This is a genomic window from Streptomyces sp. NPDC057702 (assembly GCF_042799315.1).
Taxonomy (GTDB): Bacteria; Actinomycetota; Actinomycetes; order Streptomycetales; family Streptomycetaceae; genus Streptomyces.
Genome location: NZ_JBHVJC010000024.1, coordinates 119,236 through 140,588 on the forward strand (window position 1 = coordinate 119,236; position 21,353 = coordinate 140,588).

Annotated in this window: 14 protein-coding genes; 10 read left to right on the top strand and 4 right to left on the bottom strand. The window is 73.1% G+C overall.

The features are described from left to right. Positions 1–657: 657 nt before the first annotated feature. The gene (gene ppgK, locus ACFVFR_RS19820; protein ID WP_383703342.1) at positions 658–1,473 is read left to right on the top strand and encodes a polyphosphate--glucose phosphotransferase; all 816 of its coding nucleotides are present in this window, start codon (positions 658–660) and stop codon (positions 1,471–1,473) included. On the opposite strand, the gene ACFVFR_RS19825 is transcribed toward ppgK, so the two are convergent. Next, a complete protein-coding gene (locus ACFVFR_RS19825) occupies positions 1,373–2,218 on the bottom strand; it encodes a DUF6542 domain-containing protein (protein ID WP_383703344.1) in 846 nt (281 codons plus the stop codon). The two genes, ppgK and ACFVFR_RS19825, sit on opposite strands and share 101 nt — an antisense overlap. Before the next feature lie 390 nt (positions 2,219–2,608). Here ACFVFR_RS19825 and ychF point away from each other — a divergent pair, with 390 nt between their 5' ends. Further along, a complete protein-coding gene (gene ychF / locus ACFVFR_RS19830) occupies positions 2,609–3,697 on the top strand; it encodes a redox-regulated ATPase YchF (RefSeq protein WP_383703346.1) in 1,089 nt (362 codons plus the stop codon). Between the two features lie 262 nt (positions 3,698–3,959). On the opposite strand, the gene ACFVFR_RS19835 is transcribed toward ychF, so the two are convergent. Next, positions 3,960–4,673 (bottom strand): creatininase family protein, encoded by a 714-nt coding sequence (locus ACFVFR_RS19835; protein WP_383703348.1) that lies wholly within the window; start codon positions 4,671–4,673, stop codon positions 3,960–3,962. A 1,314-nt stretch (positions 4,674–5,987) separates the two neighbouring features. Here ACFVFR_RS19835 and ACFVFR_RS19840 point away from each other — a divergent pair. Together ACFVFR_RS19840 and ACFVFR_RS19845 are read left to right on the top strand one after the other, a co-directional pair. After that, positions 5,988–6,581 carry a TetR/AcrR family transcriptional regulator gene (locus ACFVFR_RS19840; protein WP_383703350.1) on the top strand — a complete coding sequence of 198 codons (594 nt, stop codon included), beginning with the start codon at positions 5,988–5,990 and terminating at the stop codon, positions 6,579–6,581. 212 nt (positions 6,582–6,793) lie between these two features. Beyond that, on the top strand, positions 6,794–8,134 hold the full coding sequence (locus ACFVFR_RS19845; RefSeq protein WP_383703352.1) for an MFS transporter: 1,341 nt from the start codon (positions 6,794–6,796) through the stop codon (positions 8,132–8,134). A 191-nt stretch (positions 8,135–8,325) separates the two neighbouring features. On the opposite strand, the gene ACFVFR_RS19850 is transcribed toward ACFVFR_RS19845, so the two are convergent. Next, the gene (locus ACFVFR_RS19850; protein ID WP_383703354.1) at positions 8,326–9,348 is read right to left on the bottom strand and encodes an NAD(P)-dependent oxidoreductase; all 1,023 of its coding nucleotides are present in this window, start codon (positions 9,346–9,348) and stop codon (positions 8,326–8,328) included. Positions 9,349–9,789: 441 nt separating this feature from the next. On the opposite strand from ACFVFR_RS19850, the gene ACFVFR_RS19855 reads away from it, so the two are divergent. Next, the gene (locus ACFVFR_RS19855; protein WP_383703356.1) at positions 9,790–10,833 is read left to right on the top strand and encodes a GlxA family transcriptional regulator; all 1,044 of its coding nucleotides are present in this window, start codon (positions 9,790–9,792) and stop codon (positions 10,831–10,833) included. Positions 10,834–11,187: 354 nt separating this feature from the next. On the opposite strand, the gene ACFVFR_RS19860 is transcribed toward ACFVFR_RS19855, so the two are convergent. Then, positions 11,188–12,684 carry a M1 family metallopeptidase gene (locus tag ACFVFR_RS19860; RefSeq protein WP_383703359.1) on the bottom strand — a complete coding sequence of 499 codons (1,497 nt, stop codon included), beginning with the start codon at positions 12,682–12,684 and terminating at the stop codon, positions 11,188–11,190. A gap of 1,256 nt (positions 12,685–13,940) precedes the next feature. On the opposite strand from ACFVFR_RS19860, the gene ACFVFR_RS19865 reads away from it, so the two are divergent. From ACFVFR_RS19865 to ACFVFR_RS19885, 5 genes are all read left to right on the top strand, one after another. Beyond that, entirely contained in the window at positions 13,941–15,497 is a 1,557-nt protein-coding gene (locus tag ACFVFR_RS19865) for a class I adenylate-forming enzyme family protein (RefSeq protein WP_383703361.1), read from the top strand. A gap of 260 nt (positions 15,498–15,757) precedes the next feature. Then, entirely contained in the window at positions 15,758–16,060 is a 303-nt protein-coding gene (locus ACFVFR_RS19870) for a phosphopantetheine-binding protein (protein WP_383703364.1), read from the top strand. After that, positions 16,060–17,643, top strand: a complete 1,584-nt coding sequence (locus ACFVFR_RS19875) for a class I adenylate-forming enzyme family protein (RefSeq protein ID WP_383703366.1) — start codon at positions 16,060–16,062, stop codon at positions 17,641–17,643. Before ACFVFR_RS19870 ends, ACFVFR_RS19875 begins: the two co-directional genes overlap by 1 nt. Before the next feature lie 239 nt (positions 17,644–17,882). Continuing rightward, the gene (locus ACFVFR_RS19880) at positions 17,883–20,081 is read left to right on the top strand and encodes an anthranilate synthase component I (protein ID WP_383703368.1); all 2,199 of its coding nucleotides are present in this window, start codon (positions 17,883–17,885) and stop codon (positions 20,079–20,081) included. A gap of 2 nt (positions 20,082–20,083) precedes the next feature. Then, entirely contained in the window at positions 20,084–21,289 is a 1,206-nt protein-coding gene (locus ACFVFR_RS19885) for a 4'-phosphopantetheinyl transferase superfamily protein (protein WP_383703395.1), read from the top strand. Positions 21,290–21,353: the final 64 nt, after the last annotated feature.

Below are 21,353 nucleotides of genomic sequence, written 5' to 3' on the forward strand. Positions count from 1 at the left end.
GGTCCGCTGGGCCTGGTCGACTCCGAAGTCGACTTGGCCGGTCCGCTGGCGGCCCGCTGGGCCCGGGGTCGGGCGGGCGGCCGGCTGGGTTCGATGACCCGGAGGTTGGTCGGGCCCGGTGTGAGTACGAGGTCGGTCGGGGTCGGTCGACTACGGGGTCGGAGCGTCTGGGCCGGTAGGTCTGGCCGAGCCCGGTTCGGCTGGTCTGGGCCGGTGGGCCCCGGGCGGCTTCCGGGGCTGGTGGGTCTGGCCCGCGCGACGAGGTCGGCCGCCCCGGGTGGCCCGGGTGACCGGTGAGCCCTTCGGGCGGTTGGCCCGGTTGCCTACGGTCGGTGGAGTCGGTTGCCCCCGGCTGGATAGCTGGCTGGTTCGGGCCCGGTGGGGTCGGGGGTGGTCGAGCCGTGGCCGCCCGGCCTCTCGGGCTCGGCCCGGGCTGACGTGGACGTACCCCGACCGGCCCCCGCCCCTCCGCCCGTCGCACGCCGACCGACCTCCGCCGCGAGGCGCGACGCCCGCGACCGTCGCGCTGGAGACCGTCGCGCCGGCGGTCGTCCGGTGGAGTGGCGCGGGGTGTGGCCGGAGCCGCGGGGTCGCCTGGGCCGCTCGACTCCGACATGAACGGGTCAGGCTCGGCCATGCCGTCGTAGCGTGGTGTTCATGAACGTATTCGGCGTGGACATCGGCGGTTCCGGCATCAAGGGCGCGCCGGTGGACCTGGCGCGTGGCGATCTGGCGGCCGAGCGACACAAGGTGCTCACCCCGCACCCGGCGACCCCGGAGGCGGTGTTCGAGGGCGTTCGCGAGGTGGTCGAGCACTTCGGCTGGAGCGGCCCGGTCGGCGCCACCTACCCCGGTGTGGTGGTCGACGGGGCCGCCCGTACCGCCGCCAACGTGGACAAGGCGTGGATCGGCGTCAACGCCGAGCGGATGCTCGCCGAGCGGCTGGGCCTACCGGTCACCCTGGTCAACGACGCGGACGCGGCCGGCCTCGCCGAGCTGCGGTTCGGCGCCGGGCGGGGCCGCCTCGGGACGGTCATCCTGCTGACGCTCGGCACCGGCATCGGCAGCGCGCTCTTCACCGGGGGCCAACTGGTCCCCAACACCGAGCTCGGCCACCTGGAACTGCGCGGCCACGAGGCCGAGACGCGCGCCTCCACCCGGGCCAAGGAGGACGAGGACCTGAGCTGGGCACACTGGGCACGCCGGGTCGGGAAGTACCTGGCCCACGTGGAGATGCTCTTCTCGCCCGAGCTGTTCATCATCGGCGGCGGCGTCAGCCGCAAGGCGGACAAGTTCCTACCGCTGATCAAGGGCGTCAGGGCCGAGGTGGTGCCGGCCCAGCTTCGGAACAACGCGGGGATCGTGGGAGCAGCTATGGCCGCGGCGCTCGCCAGTCAACCCGCTGGCCCTCCCCGGCCGGGTTCCGGCCCGGCTGTCGCGGCGCCCGGTCTGGGCTCGGCCGCCGGCTTCTGACCCCCTCGGCCTCGGCGCTCCGGCCTCGCCCCGCCCGCTCGACACGACGCTGACCAGCGGCTTCGGCGGCGTACGCGACGTCGTCGGCCGACGCCGCCGGCTGGCCCGGGCCCGGCCCCCGACGGGCCCGCTGCCCGAGCGCGCCGGGGCGCTCGCGCCCCGCCCGGGGTGCGCCGGAGCGCTGCCGGCCGCGCCGCTGCCGCCTGCCGACCAGCGCGATACGGCGGACGAGCACGATCAGACCGGCGATCAGCGTGCCCGTGTACAACCAGCCGACCTCCAGCGAGAGCGAGGTCACCACGTTCATGGCCTGCCCGCCGAGCCCGTTGCCGTCCTCCCCCAGGGGCACCAGCCCGACGGTGAAGGCGATCGGCACACTGACCGGCCCGGCGATCAGGTCCGCTGGCCGCACCCACACCCCGCTCGCCGCGCAGACCAGCAGGAAGAGCAGGCCGTACGCGGTGGGCGAGCCCGACAGCAGCAGCGCGTCCAGGCACCCCACGGCGAGCATGGCGAGCGTGGCGAGCATGCCGGTGCCGAAGCCCGTCAGCTTGGGCTCGGGCAGTCTGCGGACCGCGGCGAGCAGCGACTCGGGCAGCGGTCCGGCGGTGCGCGCCTGGTAGACGGTGGCGTTCTCGCCGGATTCGGCGCCGGCACCGCCGACGGCGACACCGGCCTGGTGTCCGGCGGGCGGCCGGGGCGGGGGTGCCGTACGGCGAGGCGTACGCGTACTGGGTCGTTCCACCGCACCAACGTAGGTCGCCGCACGCCGATGCAGGTGCCATGGACACGCGCTTTGACTCACCTTGATTGTGTGTTCGACCGATTGTCCGCCCGGTGGGGCTCCGGGCGGGGCCATCTGGGGGAGTCACGGGGTGCCCGCCCGCGCCGCCCACTCCGGCGGGGGAGGCGCGGCGGCGGAGGGGACGGGGCGGTGGCCGGGTGCCGTGCGCCCCTGTGCCCTGTGCGGGGCGCCGGGTGCCGGGGGTGTGGGCCGTGGACGGACGGTGGGTGGATGCGGCCGGGCGGGGGGTGGGCGCGGCCGGGCGGAGAAGGGTTCGGGGCGGGCCCGTAGACTGGTGGACCGGCCCGTCCGGGCCCGCCCCTACCCATTCTCGCTACGGGAAGTCGCCACGTGTCGCTCACGATCGGAATCGTCGGCCTGCCGAATGTCGGCAAGTCGACCCTGTTCAACGCCCTGACCAAGAACGACGTGCTGGCGGCCAACTACCCGTTCGCCACCATCGAACCGAACGTCGGCGTCGTGGGCGTGCCCGACCCCCGCCTCGACACCCTCGCGGAGATCTTCTCCTCGCAGCGCAAGCTGCCGGCGACGGTGGACTTCGTGGACATCGCGGGCATCGTCCGTGGCGCGTCCGAGGGCGAGGGCCTGGGCAACAAGTTCCTCGCGAACATCCGCGAGTCGGACGCGATCTGCCAGGTCATCCGGGCCTTCCAGGACGAGAACGTGGTCCACGTGGACGGCAAGGTCTCGCCCAAGGACGACATCGAGACGATCAACACCGAGCTCATCCTGGCCGACCTCCAGTCCATCGAGAAGGCCCTGCCGCGCCTGACCAAGGAGTCGCGCCTGCAGAAGGAGAAGGTGCACGTGGTGGCCGCGGCCGAGGCCGCGCAGAAGATCCTCGAAGAGGGCCGCACCCTGTTCTCGGCCGGCATCACCCGAGGCACCGAGCAGGGCCAGCTCCTGCACGAGCTGCACCTCCTCACCACCAAGCCCTTCCTCTACGTCTTCAACGTCGACGAGGACGAGCTGGCCGACGAGTCCTTCAAGGACGCTCAGCGCGCCCTCGTCGCCCCGGCCGAGGCCATCTTCCTCAACGCGAAGATCGAGTCCGAGCTGATCGAGCTGGCCGACGACGAGGCCCTGGAACTCCTCCAGTCGATGGGCCAGGAAGAACCGGGCCTCGCCACCCTCGCCCGCGTCGGCTTCGAGACCCTCGGCCTCCAGACGTACCTGACCGCCGGCCCCAAGGAGGCCCGCGCCTGGACCATCAAGAAGGGCGCGACGGCCCCCGAGGCGGCGGGCGTCATCCACACGGACTTCCAGAAGGGCTTCATCAAGGCCGAGGTCATCTCCTTCGACGACCTCGTCACCACCGGCTCGGTAGCCGAAGCCCGCGCGGCGGGCAAGGCCCGCATGGAGGGCAAGGACTACGTCATGCAGGACGGGGACGTGGTGGAGTTCCGGTTCAACGTGTAGTGGGTGAACTGGGCGGCTTCTATCATGGCTGGCCGGTAGTCACCAAACATGCAGGTCAGATGCCCAACGGCCCGGTCACTCTTCGGAGTGTTCCGGGCCGTTTCTGTGTGTTACTCGCCACGGTGGTGACTTGGTGGTGACTTTTCTGACGGCACGTCAGAAATGCCGACGCAGGGGTAAGCCTGGTACGAGCGCGCTACGCTGGCCCAGACAGCCCGCCCCCCACAGCCCGGGGGGCGGGCTGTGGCCGCGCACGTGCCGGCTAGTGCCCCGCGACCAGATTCACGTGAGCGCGGGCAGCGTGCGAGAGGCTGTCAAGCAGCGCTTTGCCCTTGGCTGCGGTGGCAAGCGATGGCCGCCCGATGATGCCGTTGGCGGTGTATCCGGCCATGCCGATCGTGAGCAGGTGGGGCCGGTTCGGGGCTGAGTGGTCGTCGCCCTCGATACCGTCCCGCACAAGGTGAGGGGCGCCATGCAGGAGTAGCGAGACCTCGAATTCCCCACCGTGCATGTCCTCGGCGCTGCTGCTCTCCAGTCTTGCGTCGGTCCTGGCTTGGTCTCGGTCTTCCGGGGCAGGGAAGAGGGCGACTCGCGGACTGCCGGTGTTGAGCTCCTGGACGACGTTGGACAGTACGTAATTGCCCCCGTGCCCGTTGACGATGACGAGGCCCGAGATTCCAGAGGCTTCGAGAGACCGCCAAATGTCATTGATCATCGCGTACATCGTCGCAGCGCTGATGCTCACGGTCCCCGGCATCGCGGCGTGCTCGTGCGAGCAGCCGATTGTGATGGGCGGCAAGAGGAAGAGATCGTGGTCGTCCGCCACGCGGTGGGCTATCAGGCAGGCGATCACGGTGTCTGTGGTGAGCGGCAAATGCTCGCCGTGCTGCTCGAAGCTGCCGACCGGGAGGACGGCTATGGCGGTGCCTCTGCGCCGCTCGTCACCGGACGTGGCTCGTGTGATCAAGTGGTCCATGGCCCCAGCATCCCTCACGGCCTCATCCCTGGTGACACAGGTCGCTTGGCAAGCTGGTTGTAGATGAACTTGTACCTCTCCGTGAAGCGGGCCACCGCGGGAGAGCCTTGCTTCGACTTCATGGCGTCGGATACGGAACTCAGCTCAACAACCGTACGAGCTGAGCCGGTTTGCGCGGCGATCGCCGCCGCCTTGGACGCCATCTGCGCACCCTGGTCAACCTCGTCTCCCGCGACATACGCGCGGGCGAGGCGAGCGAGATACACACTTCGGTCATTGCGGTAGACCTGTGGAAGGTCCCTCAGCTGGGCCTCAAGGAGGTGGACGGCACGCATCGGGCCACCGAGAAATGCCCCAGGGTAGATTTGTTCGAGTTGCGTTTTGTCATCGCATGATGGCGAGCCGTCCGTTCGGTGGGCGAGGATATTTCACGGAAATGTGCAACTCATGCGATAGTGGCAGAAATGGCCGATTTGGGTTCTGTTGTATACCGCTGCACCGGTGATGTGCCGGATGAAGCCCTGCCGTGCTGGAGGGGATAGCTGGCATCCAAGATTCCGCGGGTTGGGGCGGCGCCCTGGATGCTCCGCTTCAATATCTGGGCATGTGTGTTGGTGCCATGCCGCTCGCCGGGCGAATCCGCAGGCCAGAGGGGCCTGTCTCGCTGGAGGTGTGCGAGAACTTCCTGGGTGACATCGCCGTGTCGGAGCGCGAGTTGATCGGTTCGGAGTCGGTAGACGCTGCTGCAGGTGTTGTGTGCGGCATTTCGTCGAGGGTCGGGACGAGGTCGCGGGCGGTTGAGGCCCCTTCGTGCCTGCGCTGCACGACCTGGCTGTAGAGCCCCACGTGCCCCCCAGGCGTGCCGGAACTCCTCTTCCTGGTGGCGGAGTTCCGGCACCGTGGTCGCGGGGGTCGGGGCTTGGTGGTGGGGTTCGAGGCGTAGGGCAGCGACTCGAACCCCAGCCCAGACGGCGGCCCGGGGGCGCGCCGTTCCGCGCCGTGGCCCCTCACCTGCATGCCTGGCTGGACAGCGGTGAGGTACTGGGGCGAGTTCGCCTCCGGAGGCTGGCTCGTGCCGTGCCTCGAACGCCTCTCCCAGCACTTCGATCCCTCGCTCGAACTCCTTGAACTCCATCTCGCCCCCGTGGGGCGGGTGGTGCTCAAGTCGCTGCGGCAGGACCGATCCTTCCCGCTGCCCACCCTTCACGGGGGTGGGCGCGGCGTTCGTGGGGCGGGTATTGCGCCCAGGTGGTTCCGAGGCGCGCCGCTCGGGGGTATTGCACCGACCAGTCCATAACCTGTTACGGTGGGGGTATGGCCCGACCGAGGATGTTCGACGAGGCGCGGGCCCTGGACGCGGCTATGTGGGAGTTCTGGGTGAAGGGGTATGAGGCCACTTCCACTCAGGATCTCTGTCGTGCCACGGGGCTGGGGCGCAGCAGTATCTACAACACGTTCAGCAGCAAGCACGAGCTGTTCACGCGGGCGTTGACGCGGTACATGGAAGGCATGACCGCTATGCAGCTGGCTGTTCTGGAGGATGTGGAGCGGTCGGTGGTGGAGCGGTTGCGGACGCTGTTCGACGTGGTCGTGGAGGGGGAGTTCGAGCGTCGGGTGGAGGGGCGGAGCGTCGGGTGTCTGACCGTGAACGCCACCGTCGAGCTCGCCGGGCGTGATCCGGAGGCCGCTGCGCTGCTGGAGCGGGATCTGGAGCGGCGGCTCGCAGGGTTCCGGGCCGTGATTGAGGAGGGGCAGCGGAACGGCGAGCTCTCGACGGCTCGGGACGCGGACTCGCTGGCCCGGTTTCTGAACGCGGTGATCGGCGGGATGCGCGTCTCGGCTCAGGGGGGCGCCGACCGGGCCGCGTTGGAGTCGATCGCCGAGACGACTCTGGGGGCCCTGATCTGAGACCGGCCCGTTCGCGGGTGACGGTTGGGTGTCCCTTCCTTCACGTGTCGTGTGGGTCTTTTCCGTCTCCGCATTCCTGACGGTCGTATACGGCTGACGTATCGCTGCCCGGAGGGTGGCGTGTTCCGGCCTGGGCAAGTTTTGTACTGATCTATCTAAAACCTTGCCGTAGTCATTCGATTTCTCATCTCACCCTCACAGGAGCAACTGCCGTGCCACGTGCCATCTACGTATTGGCCCTGGGGATTTTTTCCATGGTCACGAGTGAGTTCGTCGTCGCCGGGCTGATGCCGCAGATGGCTGACGGGTTGGACGTCAGCGTGGCCCAGATCGGCTATCTGATCACCGCGTTCGCTGTCGCCATGGCCTTCGGCGGGCCCTTTCTGACCGTGGCCCTGTTGAGGATGCCGCAGAAGTCGGCGCTGATGGTGGTGTTCGCCATCTTCCTGGCCGGCAACGTCCTGGCCGCCACGGCCACCTCGTACGCGGTCATGTTGGTCGCGCGGGTCGTCACCGGCACGGCTTCGCAGGCGTTCTTCGGTGTGGGGCTCGCCCTGTGCGCGCGGCTGGCGCGGCCCGGACAGAGCGGGCGGGCGATGGGTGTGGCCATGAACGGCCTGATGCTCGGCACGTTGCTCGGGCTGCCGCTGTCCACGCTGGTCGGCGAGCACTTCGGCTGGCGCGCGGCCTTCTGGGTCATCTCCGCGCTGACCTTGCTGGCCGCGTTCAGTACGGTCGTCGGCGTGCCCGCGCTGGAGCGTGCCGAGGGCGGCGGTGACCTCCGTAGCGAGGCGCGGGTGTTGCGGAGCCCTCGGCTGTGGCTGGTGCTGTCCACCTCCACGTTGATCATCGGGGCCACGTTCGCCGCGTTCAGCTACTTCAACCCGATCCTGACCGAGGTCACCGGCTTCGGTACGGGCGCCGTGCCGCTGCTGCTCGTGGCGTACGGGACGGCCACCGTGGTGGGCAACAGCGTCGTGGGGCGGCTCGCTGACCGGCACACCCTGCCGGTGTTGCTGGTTGGTCTGGTGCTCAACACGGGCTTCCTGGCGGGCTTCGCGCTGCTGGCCCACGTCAAGGTGCCGGCCGTGGCCTTCATGATGGGCATCGGGCTGGTCGGCGTCACGATGAACCCGGCGATGATCACCCGGGTGCAGCGGGTCAGCAACGCCGGGCCGCTGGTGAACAGCGTGCACTCGTCGTTCATCACGTTCGGCATCATCATCGGTTCGGCGGTCGGCGGTGTCGGCATCAACCACTTCGGGCTGCGTGCCCCGGTGTGGCTCGGCGTCCTCATGGCGGTGGCCGGGATCGGAACCCTCGTGCCCGACCTGCGGCGTTGGCGGGCGGGTCGGCGTCCCGAGGCGGTGGCGGAGGCCGGCGGGGTACGGGGCGCGGCGGCGGTGTCGGCGAGCGATCCGGGGCCGGTCTCGGTGCCCACCCCCGCCGCCGTTCCCACCCCCGCTCCCGCCCCTTCCGCCGCTCGCCCGAAGATCTCGGCCGACGGGTCGACGACCCCGACCGCCGTGGCGGGCCGCACCATCACCCCGTAGCCCCGTAGCCCCGGGGTGGGGCTGCGGGGCAAGGGAGTGGGAGCTGGTGCGGGGCGACGGTCGGGTGCGGCCGGGTGTGTCGCCCGCCCCACTCACCCTGGGGAACCCGCCCACCCTGGGGTGCCCACCCATCCCGCGTGGCCGGCCGCGCTGCCCCGCCGCGAGTGGCGGGGTGGCGCGGCCGGGACGGGTCACGCGCCGGGCTCGGGCGTGGTCGTGGGCTTGCGGAACCGCTCGATCAGCGCCGCGTAGCTGGAGGCGCCGTGCCCCTTGGCGGCGGCCTGTTCGGCGAGGGCTGTCACGAAGTGCGGCAGCGTGGTGTCGATGCCGGCCGCCTCGCTCTCGTGGGCGAGGTGGTGCATCGTCGCCAGATGGGTGTCGATCTTGGCGTCCTCGGCGGGGTACGCGCCGGCGTCGATCTGGGTGGCGTACGCGGAGACGAAGCCGGTGACCGAGGAGAGCCACTGGTTGGCGAACGGCGCGAACTCGGCGGCCGGCACGCCCGCCGTGCCCAGTAGGGCCGCGCCGTGCAGGAAGCTGTTCAGCGTGCCCCACATCAGGCCGAGCAGGGCGACGTCGTACAGCGACGACAGGCCGTGGTCGGCGCCCAGGAGCGTGCTGCCTTCGGGGGCGAGGGCGCGCAGGATGGGCTCGGCCGACTCGTAGGCGGCGCGCTGGCCGGCGTAGAGGACGAAGGCGTGCGGCGTGCCGACGACCGGCGGGATGGCCATGATCGCGCCGTCCAGGTAGTCGATCCCGTGCTCGGCGGCCCACGCGGCCACCGCTCTGGCCTGCGCGGACGAGCCGGAGGTGAGGTTGACCAGGACCCGGCCGCGCAGTGCGTCGGCGAGCGGTTCGACCAGGGCGCGTACGGCGTCGTACTCCGTGACGCAGACGATCACTATCTCGCTCGCGGCCACCGCGTCACGCGCCGACGCGGCGAGCGTGGCGCCCTGGGTGACGAGGTCGGTCGCCTTGTTCGGGGAGCGGTTCCAGACGGTGGTGGCGTGGCCGGCGTTCAGCAGGGTGGCGGCCAGGGCCTGCCCCATCAGCCCCAGTCCGAGCACGCTCACGGTGGCCCGTGGGCCCTGCGCGGAGGGTGTGTCGGCCGGCTGTCCGGCGGTGGCGACAGGGGTGGCGGGGGAGGTGGGGGTGGCCGTGGTGTTGGTCGCCGTCACGGGCCGCGGGGTGGGCTGGGTGTGGTGGGTGCTCATGGTGTGTGGCGCTCCTGTGGTGGGTGGTGAGTGGTCGGATGGGCTGGCTGGCTGGGCGGGTGTCCCCTCAGGGGGCTGGCTGGGTGCCCCCACCGGGCTGGCCAGGTGGGTGGGTCGAGGTGGCGGGATGGGTGCGTGACGGCGTACGGCAACGGGTGTCTGGGGGCGGGTGAGCGCCGGGGGGTGGTTGGCGCGCGAGCTGGTGCGGACGTGCCCGGCACCCTGGTTGGCCTGCGGTTTCGGGCTGGTGTGGCCCGCCCGCTCGCCCCGTCGGGTACCTACGCTCGCATCGGCCGCGCGGGCCGGACAGCGGCTGGAGTGACGTCGCGCGCAAAATTCGTGCCAGGCGATGTCAGTGCCCTGCCGTACCGTTCGGACCATGGACCTTCCGCCTGACTCCCTGTCTCTCGCCTCCCGTCGCGCCGGGCGCCGGAGTGGCGGGTGAGGCCCGGCACGGTGGCCGTCGCCGTCGTGGAGGAGTTCGACCTGCCGCTGTGGGACCTGTACGAACTGGCCATAGCGTGCTCGGTGTTCGGCAAGGCGCAGCCGGACCTCTCCGACTCCTGGTACACGCTGCGGCTGTGTTCGCCGCGCCCGCTGCCCCCGGAGCGGGCGGCGGAAGCGACCCCGGCGGCCGCGGCGCTGGAGGGGACGCCGTTCGCGCCGTCGCTGGACGGCTTCGCGCTGCGGACCCGGTACGGGTTGGACGCGCTGGCGACGGCGGACACCGTCATCGTCCCGTCGGTGCCGATGTCAGTGGTGGACGGGCAGGCGCCGGTGCCGCCCGAGTTGGTGGCCGCGCTGCGGCTGGCGGCGGAGTCGGGCGCGCGGATGGTGTCGTTGTGCACGGGCGCGTTCGCGCTGGCCGAGGCCGGCCTGCTGGACGGGCGCCGGGCCACCGCGCACTGGATGCACACCGCCGACCTGGCCCGGCGCTATCCGAAGGTCACGGTGGACGACTCGGTGTTGTACGTGGACGACGGCGACGTGCTGACCAGCGCCGGGATGACCGCGGGCCTGGACCTGTGTCTGCACCTGGTGCGCTGTGACCTCGGGGCGGGGGTGGCGGGGCAGCTCGCGCGGCGGATGGTGGTGCCCGCGCACCGGGCCGGCGGCCAGGCGCAGTTCATCGACCTGTCGGTGCCGGAGTCCGACGAGGCGGGGCTGGGACCGGTCCTGGAGTGGGCCGCCGAGCGGCTGCACGAGCCGCTGACCGTGCCCGTGCTGGCCCGGCGCGCCGGTGTCAGCCCACGGACGTTCTTCCGACAGCTCCAGGCGGCGACGGGGACCACGCCGCTCAAGTGGCTGCTCAACCAGCGGCTCGCGCGCGCCCAGACGCTGCTGGAGACGACCACGCTGCCCATCGAGCAGGTCGCCGAGCGCAGCGGCCTGGGCAGCGCGGCCAACCTGCGGCGCCACTTCGGGCTGCACGTCGGGGTGCCGCCGCGCGAGTACCGACGAGCGTTCGCCGGCGCGCGGGAGTAGCCGGGAGCACCCATCCCACCCCACCGCCCGCCGGGTCACCTCCCGCCCGCCGCCCGCCGGGTCACCTCCCGCCCTGGCCCGCCTGGGCCACCCCACTGCCCGCCGGGCCACCCCGCGCCCCGCCCACCCGGGCGACCCCGCGCCCCGCCCACCCGGGCCACCCCGCGTCCCGGCAACCCCGCCCACCCGGGCCCCCGCACCCCAACGCGTCCGGGCCACCCCACCGCCCACCGCTCGCCGAGCCACCCCGCGCCCCGTCCACCCGAGCCACCCCGCGCCCCGGCAACCCAGCCCCGCCCACCCGGGCCCCCGCACCCCAGCCCGTTCAGGCCCCCCGCCCCCGCCGGCCAGCCCCTACGACAGCTTCGGCTTGCCCTTCTCGTACAGCCAGGTCTGGAACAGGTCGCCCAGGTCGCGGCCGGACATCTTCTCGCACAGGGCGATGAACTCCTTGGTGGTGACCGTGGAGTGGCGGTGTTCGGCGACCCAGGCGTGGACGATGGCGAAGAAGACGCGGTCGCCGACGGTCTGGCGCAGGCGGTGCAGGGTCATCGCGCCGCGCCCGTACACCGGCGGGTCCAGCAGCCGCTCCGCGCTGGGCGGGGTGCCGGGTGGGAAGGCCCAGATGCCCTCGCTCTGGTCGTCGGAGCCGTCGTAGTAGTCGCGGAAGATCGTGTCGGCGCTCTCGCGTCCCTCGTCGTCCCGCTCGACCTCCCACAGCCACTCGGTGTACGTCGCGAAGCCCTCGTTGAGCCACACGTCGCTCCAGGTGCGTGGCGTCAGGGAGTTGCCGAACCACTGGTGGGCCAGCTCGTGCGCCTGGAGGTAGGCATCGGGGGCCGTGCTGTAGTACGGCCTGGTCTGGGTCTCCAGGGCGTAGCCGAGGTCGGGGGCGTCGTCGACGATGGCGCCGGTCGAGGAGAACGGGTACGCGCCGAAGAGGCCGCTCTCCCAGTCCATGAGCTCGGTGAGGTCGTCGGCGACGTGCTCGCTGTCGGCGGCCTGCTCGGGGTCGATCGCCACGTACTGCGGCACGTCGCCGCCGGCCCGCCGGTCGCGCCCGTCCCCGGTGCGCGCGGTTTCGTGGGCGCCCGGGGCGGCGGCCGGGCGGAGGTCGCCCCGGGTGTGGAGCTCGAAGGTGCCGACGGCGACCGTGGCCAGGTAGCTGGCCATCGGCTCGGTGCCGCGCCAGGCGAAGGTGGTGCGGTCGCCCTCGTGTCGGGTCTCGCGTGGTGCGCCGCCGGCCACCGCCGTGTAGCCCTTCGGCACGGTCACGGCGATGTCGTAGGTGGCCTTGTCGCTGGGGTGGTGGTTGCCGGGGAACCAGGTCGCGGAGCCGGAGGGTTCGCCGAGGCCCACCGCGCCGTCGTCGGTCTCGATCCAGCCCTGCTCGCTCCCGTCGTCGGCCACGAGCGTGCGGGGCGTCCCGGCGTACTCGACGCGCACCGTGAACGCGCGCCCGTCGGCCAGCGCCCGGCGCGGGATCAGGGTCAGCTCGGAGCCCCGCCGGGCGACCCGGGCCGGCGCCCCGTCGACCGTGGCCCGCGTCACCCGAAGGCCCGTCAGATCCAGGTTGAGGGAGCTGAGTCCGCTGGTGGCGCGGGCGGTGAGGGTGGCGGTGCCGCGCAATCGGTTGCTCTCCGGCGCGTAGTCGAGGGCCAGGTCGTAGTGCGTGACGTCGTAGCCGCCGTTGCCCAGGCCCGGGAAGAGGCGGTCACCGAGGCCGGCGGCGCCGGGCCGGGGCGGGCCGGCTCCCTGGCCCGTGTCGGAACCTGACGCTCCGTCGCACGCCGCACAGGCGAGCAGCAGCAGGGCGCAGGACAGCGCGCGCAGCGGATGGCGAGGTGACAACGGGGGCTCCTCGGTTCGGCACGGGCCCGGGGCGCGGGTGCGGGCCGGGCGCGCGGTGGTCGAGCGGTGAATAGCGGTGAATCACGACGCTGACCACGATGGCCCAGGCGGGCGCCGTGAAGCCGCGATTACCGCAATGTGGCGGCGTGTGTCACGGGGTTTTAACCAATCGGTGCGACATCACATCCGGGTGCCGCGAGAGGCATTGCCTAGGCAGTTATCTGCCATACGCGCGGCCCCTTGTGCCACCGTAGCGTGGTGCTGCGCTCGGGGGAGCACCAGAGGGTCCGCACCGCCCTCTTCTGTCGCGCGGGATTGGTCTCGACTCCTGGTGCCCCTCCGTGTTTCCTTCCGGGGGTGTCCGCGACCACGCCGACGCCCGCGATACGCAGCCGATGCGATCCGTGAACGAACTGAGGGGGAATGCGACGTGCCGGGCAAGAAACGGGGGTTTCCCGCCGTGCGCCGCGTTGACCACGGCCAACTCGCCTGTGCCCGCCCGGTGTCGGGCGCGGTGAACGGTGTGAACGCGGGCCCCGCGCCAGCTGCGGGAAGGGTGCCACCGAAGTCGCTGTCACCGTGCGATAACTTCTTCATCGAACGGCAACTCGCCGGCAATTTCGCGGCTCCGTCGATCGTTGAATTTCGTTCTGTGATCTCTGTGGCGGAGATTCCGGAAGGCGCCGTGCGCGGGTATCTTCCGATCGTCTGTATCGCGCACGCGTTCACGCCGTCGGATGCCGGCCGCGTCCTTCGCTCCCCCGGGTGTCGGGCGAACGCCACGAATTGCGGCACGCCCGCGTACCGCGTACGTCGATCCGCTGACCGTCCCATTCATTCCGCTTCCGATTCCGCGTGTTCCACGGGCTTGCGGGGGGCGGCGGTTTTCGGGGTGCGGCCGGCGGCCCCGGGGCCACGGCCGCGCCCACTGGCCGGCCGGCGGGGCGCCGCGACCCGTGGGGCCCGGCGCCCGGCGCCGTGGCGTCCCGACCGCGACCCGTTCTGACGCCGGCCCCACCGCGCGAGGCGTACGGCGCGGGGCCGGGGCCCGCGCGTCGGGCCGGGCGCGGCCCCGCGCCACCTCCGGTCGGGGCGGCGGGCGGCGCGCAGGTCACCGCCGCGCCGACCGGCGCGGCACCGGGCGGCCGGGTGCCACACCGGGCACCACGGCCCCACTCCACACCAGGCACCACCACCAGGCGCCGGACGCGGTCCGGGCGCACCAGGACCAGAACCCAGGAAGGGGGAGCGGACCGATGGGACGCATACGTGCCACGCTGGCACTGGCCACCGCGCCTCAGGAAGCGGCACGTAGACACCCCGACGTACCGATCCAGCTGGACCGGCCCCTGGACCTGTTCCCGGAGGCCGGGGACGCGATCGACTTCGCGGGCTTCGCCGGGCTGGTGGATCGCGCCGCCGCGCTGCTGGTCGGCGCCGGCGTGCTGCCGGGCAACCGGGTGCTCGTCGTCAAGCGGGCCAACTTCGACGTCATCCTGCTGGCCTTCGCCTGCGCCCGGGTGGGCGCGGTGCCGATCCTGACCCACCCCGACGTCGGGTCCACCTCGCTCGGCCTGCACGTGCGGCGGGGCGAGCCGGCGGCGATCGTCACGGACGCGGAGACCGAGTCGGCCGGCGCGCTGGACGAGGTGGGCGCGGCGCTGCCGCCCCGGCTGTACGTGGGCAAGCCGGGCCGTCACGGCGAGGCGCTCCAGGACCAGCCGCCGGGACAGCTGCCCGACTCGCTGGTGCCGCCGAGGGACGCGCCGCAGCTAATCACGCACAGCTCGGGCACCACCGGCGTACCCAAGCTGGTGCTGCACACCGTGGAGAGCTTCGCCGGGCACGCCAAGCCCCAGGTGAACTTCCTGCGCGTGGTGCGCCTCCGCGACCCGTACCTGACCTGCGTCTCACCGGTGCACGCGCGCGCCATGTCGGGCATGCTCACGGTGCTCGCCGTCGGGCTGCCGCTGGGCTTCATGACCGACCCGGACCCGCGCAACGCCGAGCGGATGCTGGCCCGGGTGCGCCCGGGGATCGTGGAGACGCTGCCCAACGCGTTCATCCGCTGGGAGGAGACGGCCGAGGCCCGGCCCGAACTCCTGGCCCAGGTACGGATGTTCATCAGCTCCTTCGACGCGGCCCACCCGCGCACCATCCGTACGCTGCTGGCCGCCGGCCGCCCCGGGGCCCGCTACCTCCAGGCGTACGGGCAGACCGAGACCGGGCCGCTCACCATCAAGCTGCACCGCACCGGCAAGGGGTGCGCCGACGGCCGCTGCGTGGGCCGGCCGATGATCGGCCACACCCGGTTGCGGATCAGCGACGAGGGCAACACCCGGCGGCTGGGCAGGGGCCAACTCGGCGCCATCTACGGCAAGTCGGCCGGTGTCACCCCGGCCTACCTGGGCCAGGAGGACCAGCGGGTGGACGGCTGGTGGGCGATGGGCGACGTCGGCGTGGTCAGCAAGCGCGGCTGTCTGCACCTCTACGACCGGATCGTGGACCAGGGCAGCGGGGTGGACAGTCTGCTCCGGGCCGAGGACCACATCCTGGAGGAGATCCGACAGCTCACCGAGGCCGTGCTGATCCCCGTGTCCGACGGGCCGCCGGTGCCGCTGGTGTGCACCCGGGGCGACCGGCCGCTGGACCGCGCCGCGTGGGAGCGGGCGACCGCCGGGCTGCCCGCGCTGGCGCCTCCCGTGCAGTGCCGTTGGGAGGACGTTCCGCACACCGCCACCTGGAAGGTCAAGCGCCTTGAGGTGGCCAGGAAGCTGGCGTCGGGGGAGTTGGTCCGACTCGACGCCAGGTGAGGCGGGGCGGACGGGTGCGGCGACCCACCCCCCGAGCCGTACCCACCGTGCCGGGATTCCCCCCTCGGACCGCCCGCCCCGCCCACACCGTCCCGCCCACGCCCGCCACCCGACCGGCCGCGCCGGCCCACCGCCAGCGGCCTCCCGGCCCCGGCCCCGCCCGCACCGCCCGCGTCGCGCCCGCGCCCGCACCCACCGGGCGTCACCGCCTTCCCGCCCCCTTCCGTCCCCGAACCCACCTCGACAAGCAAGGGAACCCCATGAGCGACCACCTGACCCCCGGCCACCGCCTCCTGCTGGAGTTCGTTGACCTGCCGCAGCTCATCGAGGGCGTGCCGGGCGACGCCGACCTGATCAACGCCGGCCTCAACTCGGGGGACCTGATCCGGCTGGCCCTCGCCCTGGAGGAGCGCACCGGCGCCGCGCTCGACGACGACGAACTGGGCGCGCTGCACACCCTGGACGGCATCAACCAGGTGCTCGCCTCCCGCGAGGCGGCCGACGCCACCCACGCGTCCGACACCGCCGGCGCCGCCCCGGCCGTCAGCGGGGAGGCCCGCTGATGTGGATGGCGCACTTCGTCAAGCGCAACCGGCTGCTGCGGCCTGACCAGCTCGCCCTGGCCGACCCGAACCGCCGCCTGACCTGGCGCGAGTTCGACGAGCGCACCGACTCGCTGGCCACCGCGCTCCTGGAGCGGGGCATCGAGAAGGGCCAGCGGATCGCGGTCAGCTCGCGCAGCCGCGTCGAGGTCCTGGAGCTGTACGTCGCGGGCGGCAAGGCGGGCGTGGTGGTCTGCCCGATCAACCCGTCCTTCCCGGCGCCCGAGGTCGAGCACATCGTCCGCAACGTGGAGCCGGTCGGCGTCTTCTCCGAGCAGCCGATCCTCGACCGGCTCGGGGACGCCTTCGGCTCCGGCTGGCGGGTGTCGATCGGCTCCGAGGCGTACGAGGAGATGGCGGCCACCAAGGCCCGCGAGCTGCCGCTGCCCCGGCAGGACGACATCTTCGCGATCCTGCACACCAGCGCCACCACCGGACACGCCAAGGGGGTCGCGGTCACCCACCGCTCGGTCTCCGCCTGCTACACGGCGATGGCGGCCGAGGTCGGTTTCTCCGCCGACGACGTGATGATCAACCCCTGCCCGCTCTTCCACGGCAGCGTCGTCATCGGGCTCGCGCTGTTCGCGGCCGGCGGCGCGCTCGTCCTGGAGCCGGAGTTCACGCCGCAGCGCTGGCTGGCCGACGTGGCCGAGTACAAGGCGACCAAGACGTTCCTGGTGCCGTCGATGGCCCGGTTCGTGCTGCGGACCAAGGCGTTCGCGGGCGCGGACCTCTCCAGCCTGACGGACATCATGTTCGGCGGCGCCCCGATGCCGCAGGAGCTGCTGCGGGAGTGCCTGGAGAAGTTCCCGGCCCCGATGCGCAGCATCTACGGCATCACCGAGGGCGGCGGCCCGATCGCCACCCACCTCTTCCGCCGGGGCGAGTGGCCCTTCGATGTGGCGGGCACCGTGCTGCCCACCGCCGGCCGTATGCTGCCCGGCTACCACATCGAGGTGCAGGACGACTCGGGCAACGCGGCGCCGGTCGGCGGCGTCGGCGAGATCTGCGTCCGTGGCGACGGCATGATGCTGCTGTACTGGCGCAACACGGAGGCCACCGCCAAGACCGTACGGGACGGCTGGCTGCGCACCGGCGACGTCGGGTACGCGGACGAGAACGGCTTCCTCTACCTGGTGGACCGGCGCAACGACGTGCTCATCCGGGGCGGCCAGAACGTCTACCCCGCCGAGATCGAGCGGGTGCTCGCCACCCAGCCCGGCGTCCTGGACGTGGCCGTGGTCGGCACGCCCGACGACGAGTGGGGGGAGGTGCCGGTGGCGTTCGTCGCGGCCGGCGACCAGCCGCCCACCGTGGCCGAGCTGATCGGCGCCTGCGCCCGCGAACTGGCCAGCTACAAGCGGCCCACCGCCGTGCACTTCGTGGACGAGATCCCGCGCAACGGGGCCGGCAAGCTGCTGCGCCGGGTGCTGCGGGACCGGCTCGCCACCGAGGCGAAGGAGGCCCGGGCGGCGCAGGCCGACGCCGGCGAGAAGGCCGCGGCCGGCGCGGGCGGCGGCGCCGCCGGAGCGGGCCAGGGCTGACCCGACAGCGCGGCCGGCGGGGCGACGGCCAACAGTCGCCGCCCCGCCCAGGTCGCGCCAACTGCGGTACGTACACGGCGAGTTGACCTCACCGTATGTGCCCCGACCCCCGACACGCGCCCCCCCCCGCACCCGCCACCACACGCACGTCACCGCACACGCCACCCGACGTACCAGCGCACGCACGCACCACCACACGCATCGACGCACGCACGCAGCCATGGAGGAGAACGGTGGGGATGACCTCGACGGACACGACGGGGACGGCCCAGGAAGCGCGAGCGGAGACGGGTCGCTGGACCACTCCGGCCGGGGTCGAGGTGGTCCGTACGACGGAGCACGCCGGCAGCGCCGCGGCGACCCGCGCCCAGTTGGAGGCCGCGCTCGACGAGCGGCGCGGCATGGTCCTCTTCCGGGGCGGCGACCGGATCATCGGCTACGTCGACCCGCCGCTGGAGGTCGCCGCGCGCGGCGACCGGTTGGCGGTGACGGCGCTCAACGAACGCGGCCGGGTGCTGCTGCAGGTCGCCCGCGCCCTGCTGGCCGACCTGCCCGGCACGGTCCGCGTCGAGGGGGACACGCTGCACGTCCACGGCGCCCCACCGCACGGCGTCTTCGCGGAGGAGGACCGCACCCGCCACGTCGGGGTCTTCGCCGCGATCCGCGCGCTCGTCGCCGGCCTGGCCGTACCGGAGGACGAACTCCTGGGTCTGTTCGGCGCGTTCGGCTACGACCTGATCTTCCAGGTCGACCCGATGGACGGGCACCAGGAGCGCGCCGCCGGCGACCGCGACATGGTGCTCCACCTGCCGGACTCCCTGTACGACCTGGACCTGCGCGGCGACACGGCGGTACGTCACCGCTACGACTTCCACACCCAGACCGCCAGCACCCGGTGGCTGCCCACCGCGACCCCGGCCCAGCCGTTCGTGCCCGGCCGCCCGGGACGCGTGCGGCGCGACCACCGGGTGGGGGAGTACGCGCGGGTGGTGGAGGCGGCGATGCCGCTGTTCCGCTCCGGTGACCTCTTCGAGGCGGTGCCCAGCCAGACGTTCCAGCACGCCTGCACCAGCACCCCGGCCGGCCTCTTCCGCCGCCTGTACGAGCGCAACCCCGCGCCGCACAGCCTGCTGATGAACCTGGGCGAGGGCGAGTACCTGGTGGGCGCCTCGCCGGAGATGTTCGTCCGCGTCAGCCGGGGCATCGACGCCGACACCGAACGCTTCCTGGTGGAGTCCGCCCCGATCAGCGGCACCGTGCGGCGCGGGGCCAACGCCCTCCAGGACGCCGAGCGCATCCGCGAACTGCTCAACTCCGCCAAGGACGAGCACGAGCTGACCATGTGCACGGACGTGGACCGCAACGACAAGTCGCGGGTGTGCGTGCCCGGCACGGTCACCGTGACCGCCCGTCGCGGCATCGAGATGTACTCCACGCTCATCCACACCGTGGACCACGTCCAGGGCGAGCTGCGCCCCGAGTTCGACGCGCTGGACGCCTTCCTGGCGCACCTGTGGGCGGTCACCGTCACCGGCGCGCCCAAGCTGGCGGCCGTCGAGTTCATCGAGCGGCACGAGCGCTCGCCACGCCGCTGGTACGGCGGCGCCGTCGGCCGGATCGGCTTCGACGGCTGCCTGGACACCGTGCTGACCCTGCGCACCATCCAGGTCAGGGACGGCGTGGGCACCGTACGCGCCGGCGCGACGCTGCTCTACGACTCGGACCCGGTGGCCGAGGAGGCGGAGACCGAGCTCAAGGCCAAGGCGCTGCTGGAGATCCTCGCCGGCCAGACGCCGCCGCCGGCCCGCGCCGAGGTGCGCGAGCGGCCGGGGCAGGGGCGCCGCGTCCTGCTGGTCGACCACCGCGACTCGTTCGTGCACTGCCTGGCGGGCTACTTCCGGGAGACCGGCGCCGCCGTGGAGACCTACCGCAGCGGCGGCCACCTGGAGCTCATCGGGGAGCGCCGGCCCGACCTGGTGGTCCTCTCGCCCGGCCCGGGCACGCCCGCCGACTTCAAGGTCTCGGCGACGCTGGCCGAGGCGGAGCGGCTCGGCGTCCCGGTCTTCGGCGTCTGCCTCGGGCTGCAGGGCATCGTGGAGTATCTGGGCGGCGACCTGGCCACCCTGCCCGCGCCCGTGCACGGCAAGCCGTCCCGCGTGCGGCGCACCACCGTCGAGTCGGGCCTGCTGACCGGTCTGCCCGAGACCTTCGACGTCGGCCGCTACCACTCGCTGTACGCCGACCCCGCCCATGTGCCGGACGGCCTGCGGGTGACGGCCGTGACGGCGGACGGGTCGGTCGCGATGGCGGTGGAGGCACCCGAACGCGCGCTGGCCGCCGTGCAGTTCCACCCCGAGTCGATCATGTCGGGCGAGGGGCGCACCGGCCACCAGGTCGTCGCCAACGCGGTCGCCCACCTGACGAGAACGCGCCGGTGACCATGGACGCCCGCGTCGCCGAGCTGTTCGCCACCGCGCCGGGCCACGCCCGGTGGGCGTACGGCGGCGGTGGCGCCGTACGCGGTCTGGGCCGGGGCCTGGGGCTGGCCCGCTCCCGTGGCGGCCTCGGTCGCGCGCCGGAGGGCCACGCGCCGGCGGGCGCCGGCGCGACCGGAGACGGCGGCGACGCGGGCGGCGGCGTGGACCCGGGCGGCGGCGCGGGCGCGGGGGACGGTGCCGGGTTACGCCGCGCCGGCCCTGGTGGCCTCGACGCCCGGGCGCGTACCGCCGCCGGCGGACTCGGTACGCGAGCCCCCGGCGCCCCGCACGGCGTCGCGGAGGTAGGCGAGCCCGCCGACGGCCGTGGCCGTGCCCACGGCGGTGCCGGCGCCGGTGGGGCGGTGACGGTGGCGCACGCCGCCGTCGGCGAGTTGCCCTTCTCCGGGCTGCCCGCCGCCGTCCGCGCCGGACTGCCCGAGTTCGCCGCCCCCAGGCGGCGCGGCACCTACGCCGCCGGCCGGCTCGCGGCGGCCCGCGCCACCGCCGCCCTCACCGGCGCGCCGCACTGGCCCCTGCCCGGCGAGCGCGGCGCCCCGGGCTGGCCCCGTGGCGTACGCGGCTCGCTCACCCACACCGACGAGCTGGCGCTGTGCGCGGTCACGGCCACCGACGGGCTGGCCATCGGGCTCGACATGGAGCCGCTGGCCTCCGCCGACGGCCTGTACGCGGCCCGCCGGTACGCCGCCACACCCGCCGAGCTGGCCCGGGTGCGCGCCGCCCGCCGCCCCGATCTGGCGGTGCTGCGGCTGTTCTGCGCGAAGGAGGCGCTGTACAAGGCGCTGCCCGTGGCCCGACAGGAGGGCCTGGCGTTCCGCTCCGTCACCCTGGAGTGGACCGAGCCCGCGCCGACCACCGACGCGCCGGTGCTGCTCTCCGTCAGTGCCGCCGAACCCGCCCCCGCCGCGCTGCGGGGCGCCACGGCGCGCTGTCGCGTCGTCGGCGACCACATGGTCGCGGCCGTCACCCTGACCGTCACGCCGACCACGACCGACCCCGCCGCCCCGCCGCACCCCGCGCCCGCGGCACGCCCGGGACACCCACCCCGCGCCCGGCCGACGGCGCCGCCGGCGGTGGCGTACGCCCCGCACGCGGCGGACTCCGGATACCCGACCGCCACCGAACCCGCCCCCGGGCCGGCCACCCGCTGACACCCGGAGCCCCACGCCGCCCGCACCCGCCCCCGGGCGGCGCCGACCCCACACCGCCGCCCAC

What these genes read in the sequence shown, in the direction of transcription:
- ACFVFR_RS19885 (WP_383703395.1), top strand. Translation starts at nt 20,084, where the DNA reads ATGGACGCCCGCGTCGCCGAGCTGTTCGCCACCGCGCCGGGCCACGCC.
- ppgK (WP_383703342.1), top strand. Translation starts at nt 658, where the DNA reads ATGAACGTATTCGGCGTGGACATCGGCGGTTCCGGCATCAAGGGCGCG.
- ACFVFR_RS19875 (WP_383703366.1), top strand. Translation starts at nt 16,060, where the DNA reads ATGTGGATGGCGCACTTCGTCAAGCGCAACCGGCTGCTGCGGCCTGAC.
- ACFVFR_RS19840 (WP_383703350.1), top strand. Translation starts at nt 5,988, where the DNA reads ATGGCCCGACCGAGGATGTTCGACGAGGCGCGGGCCCTGGACGCGGCT.
- ACFVFR_RS19880 (WP_383703368.1), top strand. Translation starts at nt 17,883, where the DNA reads ATGACCTCGACGGACACGACGGGGACGGCCCAGGAAGCGCGAGCGGAG.
- ACFVFR_RS19865 (WP_383703361.1), top strand. Translation starts at nt 13,941, where the DNA reads ATGGGACGCATACGTGCCACGCTGGCACTGGCCACCGCGCCTCAGGAA.
- ACFVFR_RS19870 (WP_383703364.1), top strand. Translation starts at nt 15,758, where the DNA reads ATGAGCGACCACCTGACCCCCGGCCACCGCCTCCTGCTGGAGTTCGTT.
- ACFVFR_RS19835 (WP_383703348.1), bottom strand. Translation starts at nt 4,673, where the DNA reads ATGGACCACTTGATCACACGAGCCACGTCCGGTGACGAGCGGCGCAGA.
- ACFVFR_RS19850 (WP_383703354.1), bottom strand. Translation starts at nt 9,348, where the DNA reads ATGAGCACCCACCACACCCAGCCCACCCCGCGGCCCGTGACGGCGACC.